We start from the raw sequence: 13886 nt of genomic DNA, 5'->3' as shown, positions 1-13886 counted from the left end.
ACTATAAACAGGAGGTGTCGGGTGGCGCAGGACAACGAGCGGGTCGAACTGCTGTGGCGCGACGAGGACGCGCGGCCGGGGTTGAGCCCGGACCGGGTGGTGGCCGCCGCGGTGGAGGTCGCCGACGCGGAGGGCCTGGCGGGCTTGTCCATGCGCAAGGTCGCCGAGCGCCTGGGCTTCACCACGATGTCGCTGTACCGGCACGTGCCCAGCCGGGAGCACTTGGTCGACCTCATGCGTGACGCCGTCCTGGACCCGCCCGCGCCCGACGACACCGGCGCACCGTGGCGCGAGCGGCTGGAGACGGCCGTCCGACACGGCTGGGAGCTGCGCAAACGCCACCCGTGGCTGGCCGAGGAGCGCAGCACGCGGCACCTCCCGGGGCCGAACGCGCTGGCGTACTACGAGCACCTGCTGAGCATCCTGGCGAGCACTCCCCTGCCGCCGGCGGAGGTCGTGGCGACGGCGGGCCTGCTCGGCCGCTTCCTCGACGCCGAGGCCCTGGCGCTGGTCGAGGCGGCGCGCGCCGAGCGGGACAGCGGAGTGAGTGACGAGGAGTTCTGGGGCGCGCGCGACGGGCTCTGGTCGCGGATGAGCCGCTACCCCACCCTCACCGCGCTGTGGGAGACAGGCGGTTTCGAGCAGTCGGACCCGTTCGAGTTCGGTCTGGCGCTCCTGCTCGACGGCGTCGAGTTGCGCATCGCGCAGCGTGAGGGAATGCGTGACGAAACCTGCGCGATGTGCGGCGGGCCGATCGAGCAACCCGCCTCGGGCCGTCCGCGCGCCTACTGCTCGCGACGTTGTCAACAACGCGCCTACCGCAGCCGGAAGCGCTGACACCACCGGCATCACGCCGGCGCGGTCAGGTCCTCCAGGCGGACCGTGCTGCGCGGCTGCTCCGCACGCTCCCCGTCCAGCGGCTAGGCACCAGTCTGACCGGTCACCTTGCTGCTCCGTCGATACATCAGGCGATCGCGCTCGATCCACGAGACCAGCGCCGGTCAGCCTGAACGATTGGCCTGCTGACCAACCCAACGCGACACCCGTGAACGATATGACCTGAACACCGAGGCGAAGCAGGAAACGAGACACATGACCGTCCAGTTCGGACTCGGATCCGTACGGCGCGAACTCGCCGGACCTGGACACGGTCTCATCGAGACACGGCCACTGCGGCGAGAAAGTGCCCGCTGGCGATCTTCACGCCCCGGCACGCGGTGAACCTGCTGCGCATGCAGGCGTTCTTCGCCCGCCAGTGGCGGCATCTGCCCTCCGCACAGTTCATGGTGCTCTTCGGCCCCTACGCCCAGCGCATCGACGCCATCCTCGCCGCTTTCCGCGACCGCGACCCCGAGTTGCTGGTCCGAGCGGTCCACGACGTCGCGGACACCGACGCTGAACTGCCCCTGCTCCCGGAGGAACGCACCACCTCATGACACCTCACCCGTCACCGCCGCCAGCCAGGTCATCGGCCGGTCACCGTTCGCGGGCATGGATCTGTGTCGCGAGATCGGCATCAGCGTCGCGCCCGGCGCGGCAGGACCGAACTTCGACCAGGACGTCTGGGACTTCACCCCGGTTACCGACCTGGCCGCATACATGGCCGCTTCGCACAAGCGCTGGAACCTCGCCGCGATCCGCAATCCACTGTGGAGGGTCGTCGCCAAGGAGTACCTGGTCGCGCTGATGGTTCCCACCCACGAGGCGGTGCGGAACCTGCCGAGCGCGTTCCGCGTCGCCCGCACGGTCCCGGCCTGCGTGAACAAGCACTACGAGCTGATCCGCTGGCTAAACTGGCTGACCGACAACGGCGTCACCGACCTCGGGCAGGTCGACGACCACCTCTGCGACTCCTACATCGCCGACCGCCGCACAGGCCACGACAAGGACGGTGCGATCATCGAGAAACGCGGCGCGGTCAACGGCGCGGCCCAAGTCGTGGCCGGTCTCGCCCAGTATCACGACCTGTTCACCACCGACCGCTACCCAGCCGGTTTTCGGCCCTTCGGCGGGAAAGCGGCCGTCGCGGTTGCCGGGCTGAAGACCCCGGCGGAGAACAGCACGCCGCCGGTGCCGGCCGAGATCCTCCAGCCGATGCTGGCCGCGGCGCTCTACGTCGTGGACACGCTCGGCCCACACGTGGCGTCGCTGACCCGCCACATCAAAGCGGAGCGGGACCGGGTCAACCGGCTGCCCGCACCTCGCAGTCCGGGCTGGGACGTGCTGCTGCAGGCCATCAACCGGCGCGTGACCGAGGGCAGGCCGTTCAATCGTGTTCCGTCGCGCATCGAGCGATCACCAGATACGCCGTCGACGAGTCCGATCCGCTGTGGGGGATCTCGCTGCGCGACGTCGCGGCCGAGGCCGGTTTCAGCCATTTCCGCGGTGAATGGCTGGCGGTCCTGCGGCCCGCGCTGAGCGGGCCGTGGCACAAGTGGGGATCGACGAACCGATCGGCCGCAACGCCGCGCTCGTCGCGCGAGCCGACGACCAGGGCGAGGTGCCCTGGACACTGCCGTTGTCCGAGCGCCACGCCCGCGTCCTGCCCGACGTCGTCCGCACGGCCTGCCTGCTGGTGGTCGCCGCCGCCACGGGCATGCGTTCCTCGGAGTTGTTCGAGCTCGCGCTGGGATGCCGGCTCCCACCCGAGTGCACGGCGCCCGGCCTGGTCCGCTACCGGCTGGCCGGGAAGGTTATCAAGCACCGCGGTCACGGCGGCGAGGCCGACGAATGGGTCGTCGTCGGCGAGGTCCATCGGGCGATCGCGCTCGCCGAGCAACTCTTGGACACCGACGCCGAGCCTGGCACGTTGCTGTTCGGCCGCACGGTCTTCAAGAACACCTACGGAACCTTCCGGAAATGGGTGAACGGGCCGTCGGGGCAGCGGCTGGGGCTCGCCCCGATCCCCGAGGCGCCGGTGGAGTTGCGGATGCTGCGCCGCACCCTGGCGATCGAGCTCGCGTATCGGCCGGGTGGGCTGCTGGCGGCGAAGGTCGCGCTCAAGCACATCAGCGTGGTCACCACCGAGGGCTACGCCGGACGACCGGGCTGCGCCCAGGCGAAGTTCCTGGCCGAGGTCGGCGCCGAGGAACAGAAACGCAACCTCGGCCTGATCCTCGACGAGATCGACAACTACCAGCGTGGTGTCCGGCCCTCGGGACCGCACGCCCACGATCTGATCGAGTTCTTCGACGCCGTCGACGGCAAGCTCACCGACGAGCAACGCGCGGCACCGAAGATCATCCTCAACGATCAGGAGCTGCGCCGGATGCTGGCCAAGCGCGCCAAGACACTGCACCTCGGCGTGGCGAACTACTGCTGGTTCACCGACCCCGGCAAAGCGCTGTGCCTGCGGCTGGCCGGCACCCCGACCGCGGATCGGCCGCTGATCGGGATGTGCGACTCGGCCCGCTGCCCGCAGGCCACGCACCACCCCTGTCACCGACCCGTCTGGGAGCAAGCGGTGACGAGCACGACGGTGTTCCTCGGCAACCTCGGTCGCGGGCAGACGACCGAGAGGACGCGGCTGGAGGCACAGCTCGACCGGGCTCACCGAGTGCTGGCCGCCATCGACGCCGCGAGCGGCCCGGCAGGCTCCGACGCGGAGGCGACCTGACCGATGGGACGACTCACCGACCAGACCCGCGCGCAGAAGGAGACCACTATCCGGGCGGCGATGGACCGTCTGCTGCGCGGAGAGATCCCGCCTGGCGGCAAGTGCGACGTCAAAACCCTCGCGGCGGCCAGCGGGGTCACCCGCGCCGCGCTCTACAGCACCTACCTGCACCTGAAGGAGGAGTTCGAGCGACGGCGCGACCAGCTTCGCGAAGCCGGCGTCATCGCCGATCCACGCGACGCCCAGATCGACCGGCTCAAGGAGCAGGTCCGCCACCTCCAGCAGCGGCTGTCAACCGCCGAACAGGACAATGCCGACCTGATCGCGTTCCGCACGCAGGCCGTGTCACAGCTGGCCGCTCAGCACGACGAGATCACCCGGCTGCGCGCCGCTCTGACCAGCGCCAACAACGTCCGTGGCCTGGCCTCGACCCGCGATCGGGCCTCCGCTCGCCCATAGTTCCGCGACGGCACCCCCGGCCAGCGATTTTGTGCCGGGTGGCGCCGGTTGCGAGAGTCGACGAGTGACCGAGCAGCGTGAAGACCAGGACCGCGAGCCGCCGACACCCCGGAGCGGCTACACCGCCACCGCCGTGCTGTCCTCGCTGATCGGCACCGCCGGGAATGTCGTCACGGTCGGCCTGCTGCGCGGCGTCGCCTGGGCCGCCCGCGGTCTGCGCGTCCCGGCTCGCAACGCCCTGCTCGCCGACGTCGTTCCCGCCTCGACTTACGGGCGTGCCTACGGGTTCGAACGCACGATGGACAACCTCGGCGCGATCGTCGGCTCGCTGTTCACACTTGGCCTGGTCGCGGTGTTCTCCGTGCGCGCCGCGATCCTGATCTCAGTCATCCCCGGACTGCTCGCCGCCTTGGCGAAACTGTTGCGATCACTGACCGTGAAACTGGCCGCCAGCGGGGAATCGAACTGGCCGTCCATGAGTGGCCGTCCACGGGGAATTCCCACTGGCCACTGACACGCTACTGCCAAGGCGGCTGGTGGCCGTCCGACGGCAGCGTGGCACTGTTCGATCCTGGACGGATGCGAACAACCCGCTACCGATACCGGGGCGCAGCAATCCCCACACCATGGGCGAGCACGGCCTGAATCAAGCGACCCCAGCGGCCTTGTGGAGAGCCGGATGCGTCGCCGAGGCGCACGTCCGGTTCGGGAGGCGGCTCAAGGAAACGGACCGACCGAAAGGTCGGCACCGCGCCTTGAGCCGACCTCACAACCTCGTTTGTGATCCCGCGTTTCTTCTGGTGGCGTGGGATCGCGTGCGGAACAACAGGGGCGCACGCACGGCTGGAGTGGACGGTATGACCGCCCGCTACATCGAGGCCGAGCGTGGGCTGGAGGGGTTCCTGACGGGCCTGCGGAGTGATCTCAAAGCCCGTACCTTCCAGCCACTGCCGGTACGGCGACGGGCGATCCCCAAGGCGGGCGGCAAGGTCCGTTACGTGGGGATCGCGACTATCCGCGACCGGGTGGTCCAGGCATCTCTGAAGCTGGTGTTGGAGCCAATTTTCGAGGCGGACTTTCTCCCGTGTTCCTACGGGTTCCGCCCGAATCGCCGGGCTCATGACGCGGTGGCCGAGATCCACCACCTCACGTCCCGCTCCTGTGAGTGGATCGTGGAAGGTGACATCAAAGCCTGTTCGACGAAATCTCGCATCCGGCTCTCATGGACCGAGTACGGGAACGGGTTGGAGACAAACGCGCTCTTGCCCTGGTGAAGGCGTTCCTCAAGGCGGGCATCCTCACCGAGGACGGCACGCTGACGGACACCAACGCCGGAACTCCGCAAGGGTCGATTCTTTCCCCGTTGCTGAGCAACGTGGCCCTCTCGGTCCTGGACGAACACATCGCCCACGGACCAGACGGCCCCGCAGCAAGCCGGTTGGACAGGGCCAAACGGCGCCGTCGTGGTCTGCCCAACTACCGGCTGGTCCGGTACGCGGACGACTGGTGCCTGGTTGTATCAGGCTCCCAGGCGCATGCCGAAGCCCTGCGGGAGGAGATCACGGGAGTCTTGTCCACGATGGGTCTGCGCCCGTCACCAGAGAAGACTCTCATCACCCACATTGACGAGGGCACCGTGTTCCTCGGCTGGCGCATCCAGCGTCACCGAAAGCGAGGCACCGGCAAGCACTACGTCTACGTCTATCCAGCCAAGAAGGCGCTGGCCGCCGTCATGGCCAAGGTGAAGACGATCTGCCGGCAGAACACGAACCTGCCGCTCGAAGTCCTGCTGCACCAACTGAACCGGATGCTGCGGGGCTGGACCGCGTACTTCAGGTACGGATGCTCGAACGCGACCTTCAGCTACCTGCGCTCCTATCTCTGGCAAGAGATCGTCAGGTGGAAGAACCGCAAGCATCGGCGCACGTCATGGAAACAGCTACGCCGACGCTACGGCATCTGGCCCGCCAATGGTGACGTGACGCTGTTCGATCCGGCCAGGGTCAGCACGAAGCGCTACTACTACCGGGGAACACGCATCCCGACCCCATGGCCGAGCACAACTTGAGGAAAACCACGCGACCCCTTTCGGGGCTTGTGGAGAGCCCGGTGCGCTTTGCGGCGCACGCCGGGTTCGGGAGGCGGCTCGGAGAAACCCACCAGTGGCAACACCGGCAGGGCGCTCCGAGTCGACCTCACTTCTCCGCAGTCAGCGCGGAATCCCAGTGGAGCAACGGAAAGGGGTGCGTCGCTCATTCTGCTTGGCATGGAATCAGCCCTGGTGCTGCGTCAGGTCGCCGGCGAGAACCCGGTGTCCGGAACGCCGGTGCCGGCCTAGCCATCCGGCCGTCCGGACTGTTCGCAAGATCCCGGCGGGCAATGTCAGGCTGATTCCGATTGTGGGACGAAAGCGGTGAGCGCGTCGAGGCTTTGGCGCACGGCCTCGGCGCCGTACTCGAACATCTGTCGTTCGTAGTCGCCGATCGCGCCGAGGAGGTCCCGACGGCCCTCGGTTAGGCAATGGCGCAGCAGGTCCGCGTCGCGCAGGGCGGTGTTCGCGCCGTTGCCACCAGTCGGGGAAGTGGCGTGGATGGCGTCGCCGAGCAGCGTGACCGGGCCGGGCGCCCAGTGCTCGCGCGGTTCGACCACCCTGATGGACAGCAGAGTGCTGTTGTCCGGATCGGACTGCTCGATGAGCGCTCGCAAATCCGGATGCCAGCCCTCGATCCTGGACAGCACGGTTTCCTGCGGGGTCACGTCGCCGCGCGAGCCGTCCGGCGGCAGGATCATTGCCCAGCGCACGTAGTCACGGACATCGGGAAGGACCACCTCGGGTGCCAGTTCTTCGGCCGCTTCCTTCGGCGGGGTGCGGAAACGCATCGCGCCGAGAAGCAGGCTCACGCCGTCTCCGGCGATCTTCGAGCCGAAGGCCCGCTCCAGTCCGGCAAAGTGCTCGGTCAGCGGCGTGCGGCCGATGACGAACCTGACGCCGGTGTCGGTCGGCGTGGTCTGCGGCGACAGCACAGCGCGGACAGCGGAGCCGACGCCGTCCGCCCCGACGAGCAGGTCGGCGACAACAGGGTCGCCATGGGCGAACCGAGCTTCGACCCGGCCGTCGTCCAGCACGTCGTAGCCGGTCAGCGTGGCCCCGGTGTGCACGGCGAGCCCGGTCAGCAGCAGGTGGCGGAGTACGTGCCGGTCGATCACGGTCCCGGTTCTGCCGGGGCCGAGCTCGCCGATCTTGTTCAGCCACGGGTCCAGGACCAGTCGCTCGCCGTAGGCGTCGCCGGTGATCGCGTCCAGCAGCGGGTGCCAGCGTTGCGGCAGGCAGCCGCGCAGCGCCGCTGACCCGGTCGGGCTCAGCACGAGCCGGTAGCCCTGGAACCGCGCGGTGATCGCCGGGTCCCGCTCGTACACGTCGGCCTCGATCCCGGCCCTGCGCAGGCCCTGTGCCAGGCACAGACCGCCCAGACCGGCTCCGGCGATGGCAACGCGCATCACACACCTCCTGAACTTAGTTCGTCTTGACGAACTAAGTTCTAGCACTCGAACTTAGTTCGTCGCAAGCGCTAGCATGCTCCACATGCCCTCCGATCCCCGGCAACGCCGAGCAGCCCGGCACGCCCAGCCCTCCGGTGACCTCGCCGCTCCGTCGTCGCCCAAGATGCCCATCACGGTCGACCGGATCACCGACGCGGCCCTGCAGGTCGTGGCCACCGAGGGCTACGACGCGCTGACCATCCGCCGGATTGCCGCGGTGCTCGGCACCGGGCCGTCGTCGCTGTACGCGCACATCGTGAACAAAGACGACATCGACGATCTGCTCGTCGGCCGGCTCTGCTCCGAGATCGTGCTGCCCGAACCGGACCCGGCTACGTGGCGGACACAGATCCTCGACGCGTACGCCCAGATCCGCGACCAGTACCTGAAATACCCCGGTATTTCCCGGGCCGCACTGGGTATGGTCCCCACCAACCTCGACACACTGCGCGTCCGCGAAGGGCTCTTCGCGATTCTGCTCGCCGGGGGCATCGAACCGCAGACCGCCGCGTGGGCACTTGATGCCCTGTCCCTCTACGTCAGCGCCTACGCCTTGGAGCAGTCGCTGGCCCGGCAGCGGCGGAAACACCCGGACGACGAATGGGTTCTGGGCCACGAGGAGCTGCTGAGCCGGTTCACCGCGCTGCCGGCCGACACATTTCCGCATACCCGGCGCTATGCCGCCGAGCTGACCTCCGGCACCGGAAACGACCGGTTCAGATTCACCCTCGGCCTGATCATCAACAACCTCAGCCGACCCCAGCCGTCATCCGGGACACAACACGACCGTTGACACTCAAGTCGGCTATGAGGGGACACCAGCGGGGCTGGCTCACGGGCGTCGCCCGAAGGGTGATTGTTTCGAACGAGGATGCTGGGCACGTCCATCCGTACACGACTGAGCAGACAACGCAGTACGCCGACACGCCCCCTGCGGACCCGGGCCCGCGCCCGGTCCTGCACGGCCAACACGATCGCCGGACTGCTCTACACCATCGCGTCACCCGCAGTCGCCTTCGGCTGCGTCGCCGTCTGCATGGCACTCGCCCTCGCCGCACTGGCCTGGGCCGCCAAAACCACCCCGTCCGCTTTCTACGCAATCCGACTGCTGAGCAAGCTCCTGCGCCGGCAATCGGGACGCTCAAGCGAAGTATGATCTACAGCACACAATCGTTGCGAGAAACGAGACACGTGACCGTCCAATCCGGACTCGCGGCCAAGAACTCCACGCCGCCCGAACAGGACACGGACTCACCTAGACACGGCAATTGCGGACAGAAATTGCCCTTTACGCCGACAACCACAGCGGGTGGGGAGAGCGGCTCGCCCGGTTCGCCGTTCTGCCCGGCGAGGCGGTACAGCACCTGGTCGACGAGTAGCCACATGCGCCGCGCGGATGCCTGATCCGCAGGCGCGACCGTGACGACGCTGTCGTGCGCAGCTTGGTTACCAGCCGGGCGTTCAAGGGCGAAGGCACTGCGACCAGGGCTCGGGCGACCCGGTGGTCTCCGAGACGGTCGAGCACGCTATCGCCGTACTCGAACAGCTCCCGCCCCCGAGGGGGACTATCTGTTCGCGCCGTTGCCCGGCTCCACCGGGTACCGCTACGGCGACACCGGCGATCCGCAGACCACGACCGCGGTGAACCGGACGCCCAATGCGTTCGATCCGACCCGGCTGCTGGCCTGCCTCGCAGTGGGCCGCCCGGCGCCTCTCCCGTCGACTCGCGACGTCCACCGCGCCCACGTTGTCAGGCGCCGCACTCGCCCAGCCTCATGTCAGGGGTGGCCCGTGACCCAGTACCCGGCTCGTCCGGCCTACGACTGGATGAGCGACACGATCTACACGCCCTGCCGGCGGCGACGCCCGGTCACCCTGGTCCGCCACCAGCACACCTGCCCCGACGGCACTCCCGTGCTGGTCACCGCGCAGTGGCTGTGGGCCACCGGCACCACCGTCCACCGGTGGCGGATCGCGGGCAGGCCCGCCGGGACGACCAGCGCGCTGTGCCGCCCGGAGTCGCCGCCGGACTGGTCACGGGTTGACGCCGAACACCCCGCCGGTCCGAGCACCACTGTGTCGTCGCCGTCAGTGAGGAGAACCATCGTGACCGACCCCTACGCCCGTCCCGTCCGGTCCTCGCCACCGGTTCCGCCGTCTGTCGGGTCGGATCCCGACCCCGTCGCGGTGGCCGGGTCCCCCGCGGGCGCTCCGTCCGTCCCACCGCGGTCTCGTCCCAGCGCGACCGCGGCGAGAGCGCCGGTGTTGCGGGCCCGCACCCCGACGCCGCGGGTCGCGCCGCCGCTGATCCTGGTCGAGGGTGGGGAGAAGACCGGCAAGACCTGGTTGGCCGCCCAGCTCACCGCCTCCCCCAGGGTGGGCCGGTCCTACTGGATCGAGTGGGGAGAGAAGGAATGCGCGGAGGAGTACCTCCAGATCCCGGGTGTGCGCTACACGATCCTCGACCACAACGGGACGATCGAGGACGTCGCCAACCAGGTCTACGCCGTGCGCGCCGAAGCCCAACGCGCCGCCGACGCCGGACAGCCGCCGGTCACGTTGACGGTCGACACGATGAGCTGGGAATGGGAGGTCCTCAAGGCGTGGGCGCACAAGCGCGCCCTGTCGGCGCCGTCGGTGAAGGCCCGGCTGCAACGCAACCCGGACCTGGCCGCGGAGGACATCGGGGTGCCGATGAACATCTGGCAGGAAGCCACCGAACGGCACTACAAGCTCATGCGTCTGCTGCAGAGCATCCCCGGCGTCGTCACCCTCATCGCCCGTGGCAAGGAGGTCACGGCCCTGGACGGCCAGGGCCGGCCCATCCCGGGTGAACGGTCCTACCGAGTCGAGGGCCACAAACACCTGGCCTACGACTGTTCGGTGTGGGTCCGCCTGTCCCGCGACCATGCGCCGCTGGTGGTCGGGGCGCGCAGCGTGCGCGCCGGGATCCGTCCCGGGGTGGACAAGCCCCGCTGCGTGCCGGAACTGTCGTTGGAGTGGCTGGTGTTCGACGTGCTGGGCTACCGCGCCGAGCAGAACAGGACCACCACGGGGTCCGAGGTCGTGGCGGGCGCCGCCGCGTCCTGACCGTGCCCGCCTGTGGAGGTGCGACCGGCCCCTGGGTCAGGGCCGGGTTCGCCGCCTGACTGTTCCTGTTTCCCTGTTTCCCTTGGCTGGCAACGTGTTTTGCTTCCACCGGGTGGGAATGTTCTCCACAGTGGATGGTGGACGGCCGCAGAGTCGCCGTCCTGCCACCGATGTCGGCCACGAGTTGGTCTCGGTGGTCTCTTTCGTGATCGTCCGTCAGGAATGGGGAATCGTGATGAGACGTCTTGTCCTGGGATGCGTCGCGCTCGCGCTCGCCTCGGGGGTGGTGCTCGCACCGAGCGCGGCGGCCACCCCCGCGCCGAGCCCGTGTGGTTTCTACAAGAGCAACAGCGACGCGTTCTACCACCACTGTGGCGACACCTGGGTCTGGGTCGAGATCCAGCCCGCCGGCTCCGCGGACTCCTACGAGATCTGCGTCGCGCCGTGGTGGGAGGGGTGGCTCGGCACGGCCAGGGAGATCACCAACGCCTGGTACACGCGAGTCGCCGTCCGCGAAGGCGGAGGCTGCGCGGACCTCCGCAAGCCACGGAAGTAGCACCGGGGGCCGCCGAGCTGGGGCACCACAACAGGGGCAGTGGGAGCGGCCGGTTCGCCGGCCGCTCCCACTCCTGTTCCTCTCGGCCGTCTCGTGGCCTCCACCCCACCGGTTTCTGCTCCGCCGGTGAGGCGCGTTGCCCAGTTGCCGATCCGATCACGGGGCTTGGCAACACGCCAGATCTTCCCCGTGCCCGCCGACGTGGCCACAGTGGATCACGTTCCACAGGGGAAGCCCCCGCCGCCGGAACCGTCGACGAGAGGCGGAACCGCCCACCACGACACAGCATCACGAGGGGGAGCACATGCGCCTGTCCGAGCACCGCCGGATCACCATCCAGACCTACCCCCACGGTCCCACCGGTGTCCGTATCCACGCCAAGGGATACCTGATCGGCACCTACGACCGCCCCGACAACGATCTGCTGGTCTACCGGCCGACCGTGGTCGTTCCCAGCGGGCACCAGTACGCGCTGGCCGCCACCCCGACCTCGTTGGAGGCGGTCATGGCGGTCGTCCACGCCGCCGGGGACCACGACTACCAGCCCCACCCCATCACCATCCACCCGGGCGCCGACCCCCGCGGGGAGCCGCGGTTCGCGGCCCGGTGCCCGACCTGCGACCGGGCGGGCCTGCCCCGCACCCCCGTCTACCCCACCCGCGCCGAGGCCTACGCGCGGGCGATCCACGACCACTACCAGATCGTCGGGCACCCGGCCGTCCTGGCCACCGACCCGAGGCCCCTGCCCGACAACGGGCCAGCCACGACCGGCACGCACACACCACCACGGCTGCACCTCATGGCAGGCCACCAGTAACACCATCACCGGCCGCAAGGCCGCCCAGACCTCCCCGACCCGAACCCGCACGGCAAGGACCGCACCGGTCCGCCGTGCGGGTTTCGTGTTCCCCGCCCATTCCCGCCTCCCCGCACCTACAGGAGACACCCGTGAACGACCTGCCTGACCACGTCGCACCCGAGCGCTTCCACCACTGCGCTCTCACCGCCGGCATCCCGCCGATCAGCCTGCCCTGCGGCGATCCCGCCTGCGACGCGCAGCCCGGCCAGCCCTGCAGCCCGTTCCGCGCCCACGGCGATGCCCAGCCCGTGTCCCGCGCCCAGCTCCGGCGCGTGCGGGCGGGCGGGTACGCGGTGCGGACCTGTCCCCGGTGCCAGGGCAGCGGGCACGACCCCTGCGACCCCACCCGGTCCCCGTGTCGGTGCGCCGTCGACGGGGTCGAAGCGTTGAACCTCCGCGCCCTGGACCTGATCCACCGCATCCTGCGCGCCCCCGACCCCGAGGAGGAAACGCGGCTGCGCACCCAGGCGCACCGGTGTCTGGCCCACGCCGTCGCCGCCGCGCTCCGGGCGCACGGCGTGTCCGCCCTCGTCCGCTCCTACGGCCCCACCGGCTACGTGCTGCGCCTGGACACCCCGCACGGCCCGGTCACCGTGGCGGTCAGCAACCGGCGCCCCCGGTGGGACGACGCGGTCGCCACCGCCCGCGCCGTGCTGGCCACCCTGCTCGGCCGCATCGCCACCAGCCACTGACCCCGCCCCCACCAGCAGGAGCTGATCATGAAGTCGGCGACGAACGACGTCTACGCACAGGCCATCCTCGCCGCCCGCACCGAACTGGCCCTCGGCCACGTCGCCACCATCGTCGGCGGCCCCAGCCTCACCCACTGGCGGGTCCTGCGCCGGCGCGCCGCCAACGCCCACGTCATGGCCCGAGCCCTGCTCGACCTCGACGCCCGGCTGCGCGCCGGACTGCGACTTCCCCGCCCGTGGCATCCGGGGCGCCGCACCAGCGAACCGGAGCTGCTCTGTCTGTCCACTGTGCTGGACCGCGTCGCGGCGCGGCTGCGGGCCCTGGCCCACCACGCCCGAGACCAGCCTGACCCCAGGATGCCCGCAGGGCTGCGGGCCCGTTACCTCGACACCCTCACCACGGTCGCGGCCACCCTCACCGAGCACAGCACGCGGCTGCGGGATCTGGTGTCACGACATCGGTGATCCCCCGACACCGCCAACCCGCCCCACGCGACTGGCCCCTGTCACCGAAGGACACCCGTGATGACCACTCCACCTCTCGTCGCCCAGCACGTCGACCAGTTGCTGGACAACCCGGGACCAACACACCGACCGGATGATCTCGACGCCCTCGCCGAGAGCATCGCCGAGGTCGGCCTCCTGGAACCCCTCGTCGTCCCCACCCCCACCCCAGGGCACGTTCGTCGTCCACGCGGGGCATCGGCGGCGGGACGCCTGCCGCCGCGCCGCCCACCTCGTCCTGGACCGCGCCCGCCGGGCCGGCGCCGACCTGGACGCGGCGCGGGCACGGGCCGACCGGCTGGTGCGCCCGGAGTGCGTCATCCGCCCGAACCTGGCCGACCACCCCGGGATCGCCACCTGGTGATGCCGCTCGCGGAGAACAGCGCCCAGACCCGCAAACCCCTGACGACCTCCGAGACCGCCCACACGCTCAGCCTGGCGTTGGAGATCGACGGCCTGCACGTCGACGGGTTGGACCTGGAGTTCGCGGCCTGACTGGAGCAGATCACCGACCAGCCCCGCGTGCTGCGGAAGGTGCCGCCTCCCGCACTCCCGCGAGGGCACGGCCAT

General features: G+C 69.6%; 17 protein-coding genes and 1 pseudogene. 16 read left to right on the top strand and 2 right to left on the bottom strand.

All coding sequences use genetic code 11. The annotated features are described in order from the left end of the window. Positions 1-21: 21 nt before the first annotated feature. From BUE43_RS28265 to BUE43_RS36060, 8 genes and pseudogenes are all read left to right on the top strand, one after another. The gene (locus BUE43_RS28265; RefSeq protein ID WP_073489141.1) at positions 22-837 is read left to right on the top strand and encodes a TetR/AcrR family transcriptional regulator C-terminal domain-containing protein; all 816 of its coding nucleotides are present in this window, start codon (positions 22-24) and stop codon (positions 835-837) included. Positions 838-1232: 395 nt separating this feature from the next. After that, a complete protein-coding gene (locus BUE43_RS28260) occupies positions 1233-1436 on the top strand; it encodes a hypothetical protein (RefSeq protein ID WP_143174447.1) in 204 nt (67 codons plus the stop codon). 55 nt (positions 1437-1491) lie between these two features. Further along, positions 1492-2418, top strand: coding sequence for a hypothetical protein (locus BUE43_RS33050; RefSeq protein WP_083960255.1), 927 nt, complete (start codon positions 1492-1494; stop codon positions 2416-2418). A gap of 16 nt (positions 2419-2434) precedes the next feature. After that, the gene (locus tag BUE43_RS33045) at positions 2435-3616 is read left to right on the top strand and encodes a site-specific integrase (protein WP_083960254.1); all 1182 of its coding nucleotides are present in this window, start codon (positions 2435-2437) and stop codon (positions 3614-3616) included. A 3-nt stretch (positions 3617-3619) separates the two neighbouring features. Continuing rightward, the gene (locus BUE43_RS28250; protein WP_073489136.1) at positions 3620-4075 is read left to right on the top strand and encodes a hypothetical protein; all 456 of its coding nucleotides are present in this window, start codon (positions 3620-3622) and stop codon (positions 4073-4075) included. 64 nt (positions 4076-4139) lie between these two features. After that, entirely contained in the window at positions 4140-4589 is a 450-nt protein-coding gene (locus BUE43_RS34440) for an MFS transporter (protein WP_200797695.1), read from the top strand. 112 nt (positions 4590-4701) lie between these two features. After that, a pseudogene (locus BUE43_RS36065) lies at positions 4702-5672 on the top strand (reverse transcriptase domain-containing protein); the annotation flags it as partial. After that, entirely contained in the window at positions 5655-6143 is a 489-nt protein-coding gene (locus tag BUE43_RS36060; RefSeq protein WP_407697143.1) for a group II intron maturase-specific domain-containing protein, read from the top strand. The pseudogene BUE43_RS36065 and the gene BUE43_RS36060, both read left to right, overlap by 18 nt. A gap of 314 nt (positions 6144-6457) precedes the next feature. On the opposite strand, the gene BUE43_RS28235 is transcribed toward BUE43_RS36060, so the two are convergent. Then, complete coding sequence (locus tag BUE43_RS28235) at positions 6458-7573, bottom strand: FAD-dependent oxidoreductase (RefSeq protein WP_073489134.1); 1116 nt, start codon at positions 7571-7573, stop codon at positions 6458-6460. A 76-nt stretch (positions 7574-7649) separates the two neighbouring features. On the opposite strand from BUE43_RS28235, the gene BUE43_RS28230 reads away from it, so the two are divergent. Beyond that, complete coding sequence (locus tag BUE43_RS28230; protein ID WP_083960253.1) at positions 7650-8408, top strand: TetR/AcrR family transcriptional regulator; 759 nt, start codon at positions 7650-7652, stop codon at positions 8406-8408. Positions 8409-9456: 1048 nt separating this feature from the next. Here BUE43_RS28230 and BUE43_RS33810 read toward each other — a convergent pair. Further along, a complete protein-coding gene (locus BUE43_RS33810; protein ID WP_143174445.1) occupies positions 9457-9720 on the bottom strand; it encodes a hypothetical protein in 264 nt (87 codons plus the stop codon). 157 nt (positions 9721-9877) lie between these two features. Here BUE43_RS33810 and BUE43_RS33805 point away from each other — a divergent pair, with 157 nt between their 5' ends. From BUE43_RS33805 to BUE43_RS35695, 7 genes are all read left to right on the top strand, one after another. Next, positions 9878-10705 (top strand): DEAD/DEAH box helicase family protein, encoded by an 828-nt coding sequence (locus tag BUE43_RS33805; RefSeq protein ID WP_143174444.1) that lies wholly within the window; start codon positions 9878-9880, stop codon positions 10703-10705. A 235-nt stretch (positions 10706-10940) separates the two neighbouring features. Beyond that, a complete protein-coding gene (locus BUE43_RS28220; RefSeq protein WP_073489130.1) occupies positions 10941-11261 on the top strand; it encodes a DUF6355 family natural product biosynthesis protein in 321 nt (106 codons plus the stop codon). Between the two features lie 304 nt (positions 11262-11565). Further along, positions 11566-12078, top strand: a complete 513-nt coding sequence (locus BUE43_RS28215) for a hypothetical protein (RefSeq protein ID WP_073489128.1) — start codon at positions 11566-11568, stop codon at positions 12076-12078. A gap of 131 nt (positions 12079-12209) precedes the next feature. Beyond that, the gene (locus BUE43_RS28210) at positions 12210-12812 is read left to right on the top strand and encodes a hypothetical protein (RefSeq protein WP_073489126.1); all 603 of its coding nucleotides are present in this window, start codon (positions 12210-12212) and stop codon (positions 12810-12812) included. 27 nt (positions 12813-12839) lie between these two features. Beyond that, entirely contained in the window at positions 12840-13277 is a 438-nt protein-coding gene (locus tag BUE43_RS28205) for a hypothetical protein (protein ID WP_073489124.1), read from the top strand. 133 nt (positions 13278-13410) lie between these two features. Beyond that, positions 13411-13680, top strand: coding sequence for a hypothetical protein (locus BUE43_RS33800; RefSeq protein ID WP_073489121.1), 270 nt, complete (start codon positions 13411-13413; stop codon positions 13678-13680). Beyond that, entirely contained in the window at positions 13680-13811 is a 132-nt protein-coding gene (locus BUE43_RS35695; protein ID WP_268844450.1) for a hypothetical protein, read from the top strand. The genes BUE43_RS33800 and BUE43_RS35695 overlap by 1 nt, the downstream gene beginning before the upstream one ends. Positions 13812-13886 lie beyond the last annotated feature (75 nt).

It is taken from the genome of Streptoalloteichus hindustanus, from assembly GCF_900129375.1.
In the GTDB taxonomy this organism is placed as follows: domain Bacteria; phylum Actinomycetota; class Actinomycetes; order Mycobacteriales; family Pseudonocardiaceae; genus Streptoalloteichus; species Streptoalloteichus hindustanus.
Note: the sequence above shows the minus strand (reverse complement) of the source record. Positions and strands in the feature narration are given on the sequence as shown.

Bases quoted from the DNA above. Each gene is read 5' to 3' on its own strand.
- BUE43_RS36060 (WP_407697143.1), top strand. From the start codon at position 5,655: ATGGGTCTGCGCCCGTCACCAGAGAAGACTCTCATCACCCACATTGAC.
- BUE43_RS28250 (WP_073489136.1), top strand. From the start codon at position 3,620: ATGGGACGACTCACCGACCAGACCCGCGCGCAGAAGGAGACCACTATC.
- BUE43_RS33800 (WP_073489121.1), top strand. From the start codon at position 13,411: ATGATCTCGACGCCCTCGCCGAGAGCATCGCCGAGGTCGGCCTCCTGG.
- BUE43_RS28220 (WP_073489130.1), top strand. From the start codon at position 10,941: ATGAGACGTCTTGTCCTGGGATGCGTCGCGCTCGCGCTCGCCTCGGGG.
- BUE43_RS28235 (WP_073489134.1), bottom strand. From the start codon at position 7,573: ATGCGCGTTGCCATCGCCGGAGCCGGTCTGGGCGGTCTGTGCCTGGCA.
- BUE43_RS33810 (WP_143174445.1), bottom strand. From the start codon at position 9,720: ATGGTTCTCCTCACTGACGGCGACGACACAGTGGTGCTCGGACCGGCG.
- BUE43_RS35695 (WP_268844450.1), top strand. From the start codon at position 13,680: ATGCCGCTCGCGGAGAACAGCGCCCAGACCCGCAAACCCCTGACGACC.
- BUE43_RS28260 (WP_143174447.1), top strand. From the start codon at position 1,233: ATGCAGGCGTTCTTCGCCCGCCAGTGGCGGCATCTGCCCTCCGCACAG.
- BUE43_RS28215 (WP_073489128.1), top strand. From the start codon at position 11,566: ATGCGCCTGTCCGAGCACCGCCGGATCACCATCCAGACCTACCCCCAC.
- BUE43_RS28205 (WP_073489124.1), top strand. From the start codon at position 12,840: ATGAAGTCGGCGACGAACGACGTCTACGCACAGGCCATCCTCGCCGCC.
- BUE43_RS28230 (WP_083960253.1), top strand. From the start codon at position 7,650: ATGCTCCACATGCCCTCCGATCCCCGGCAACGCCGAGCAGCCCGGCAC.
- BUE43_RS33050 (WP_083960255.1), top strand. From the start codon at position 1,492: ATGGATCTGTGTCGCGAGATCGGCATCAGCGTCGCGCCCGGCGCGGCA.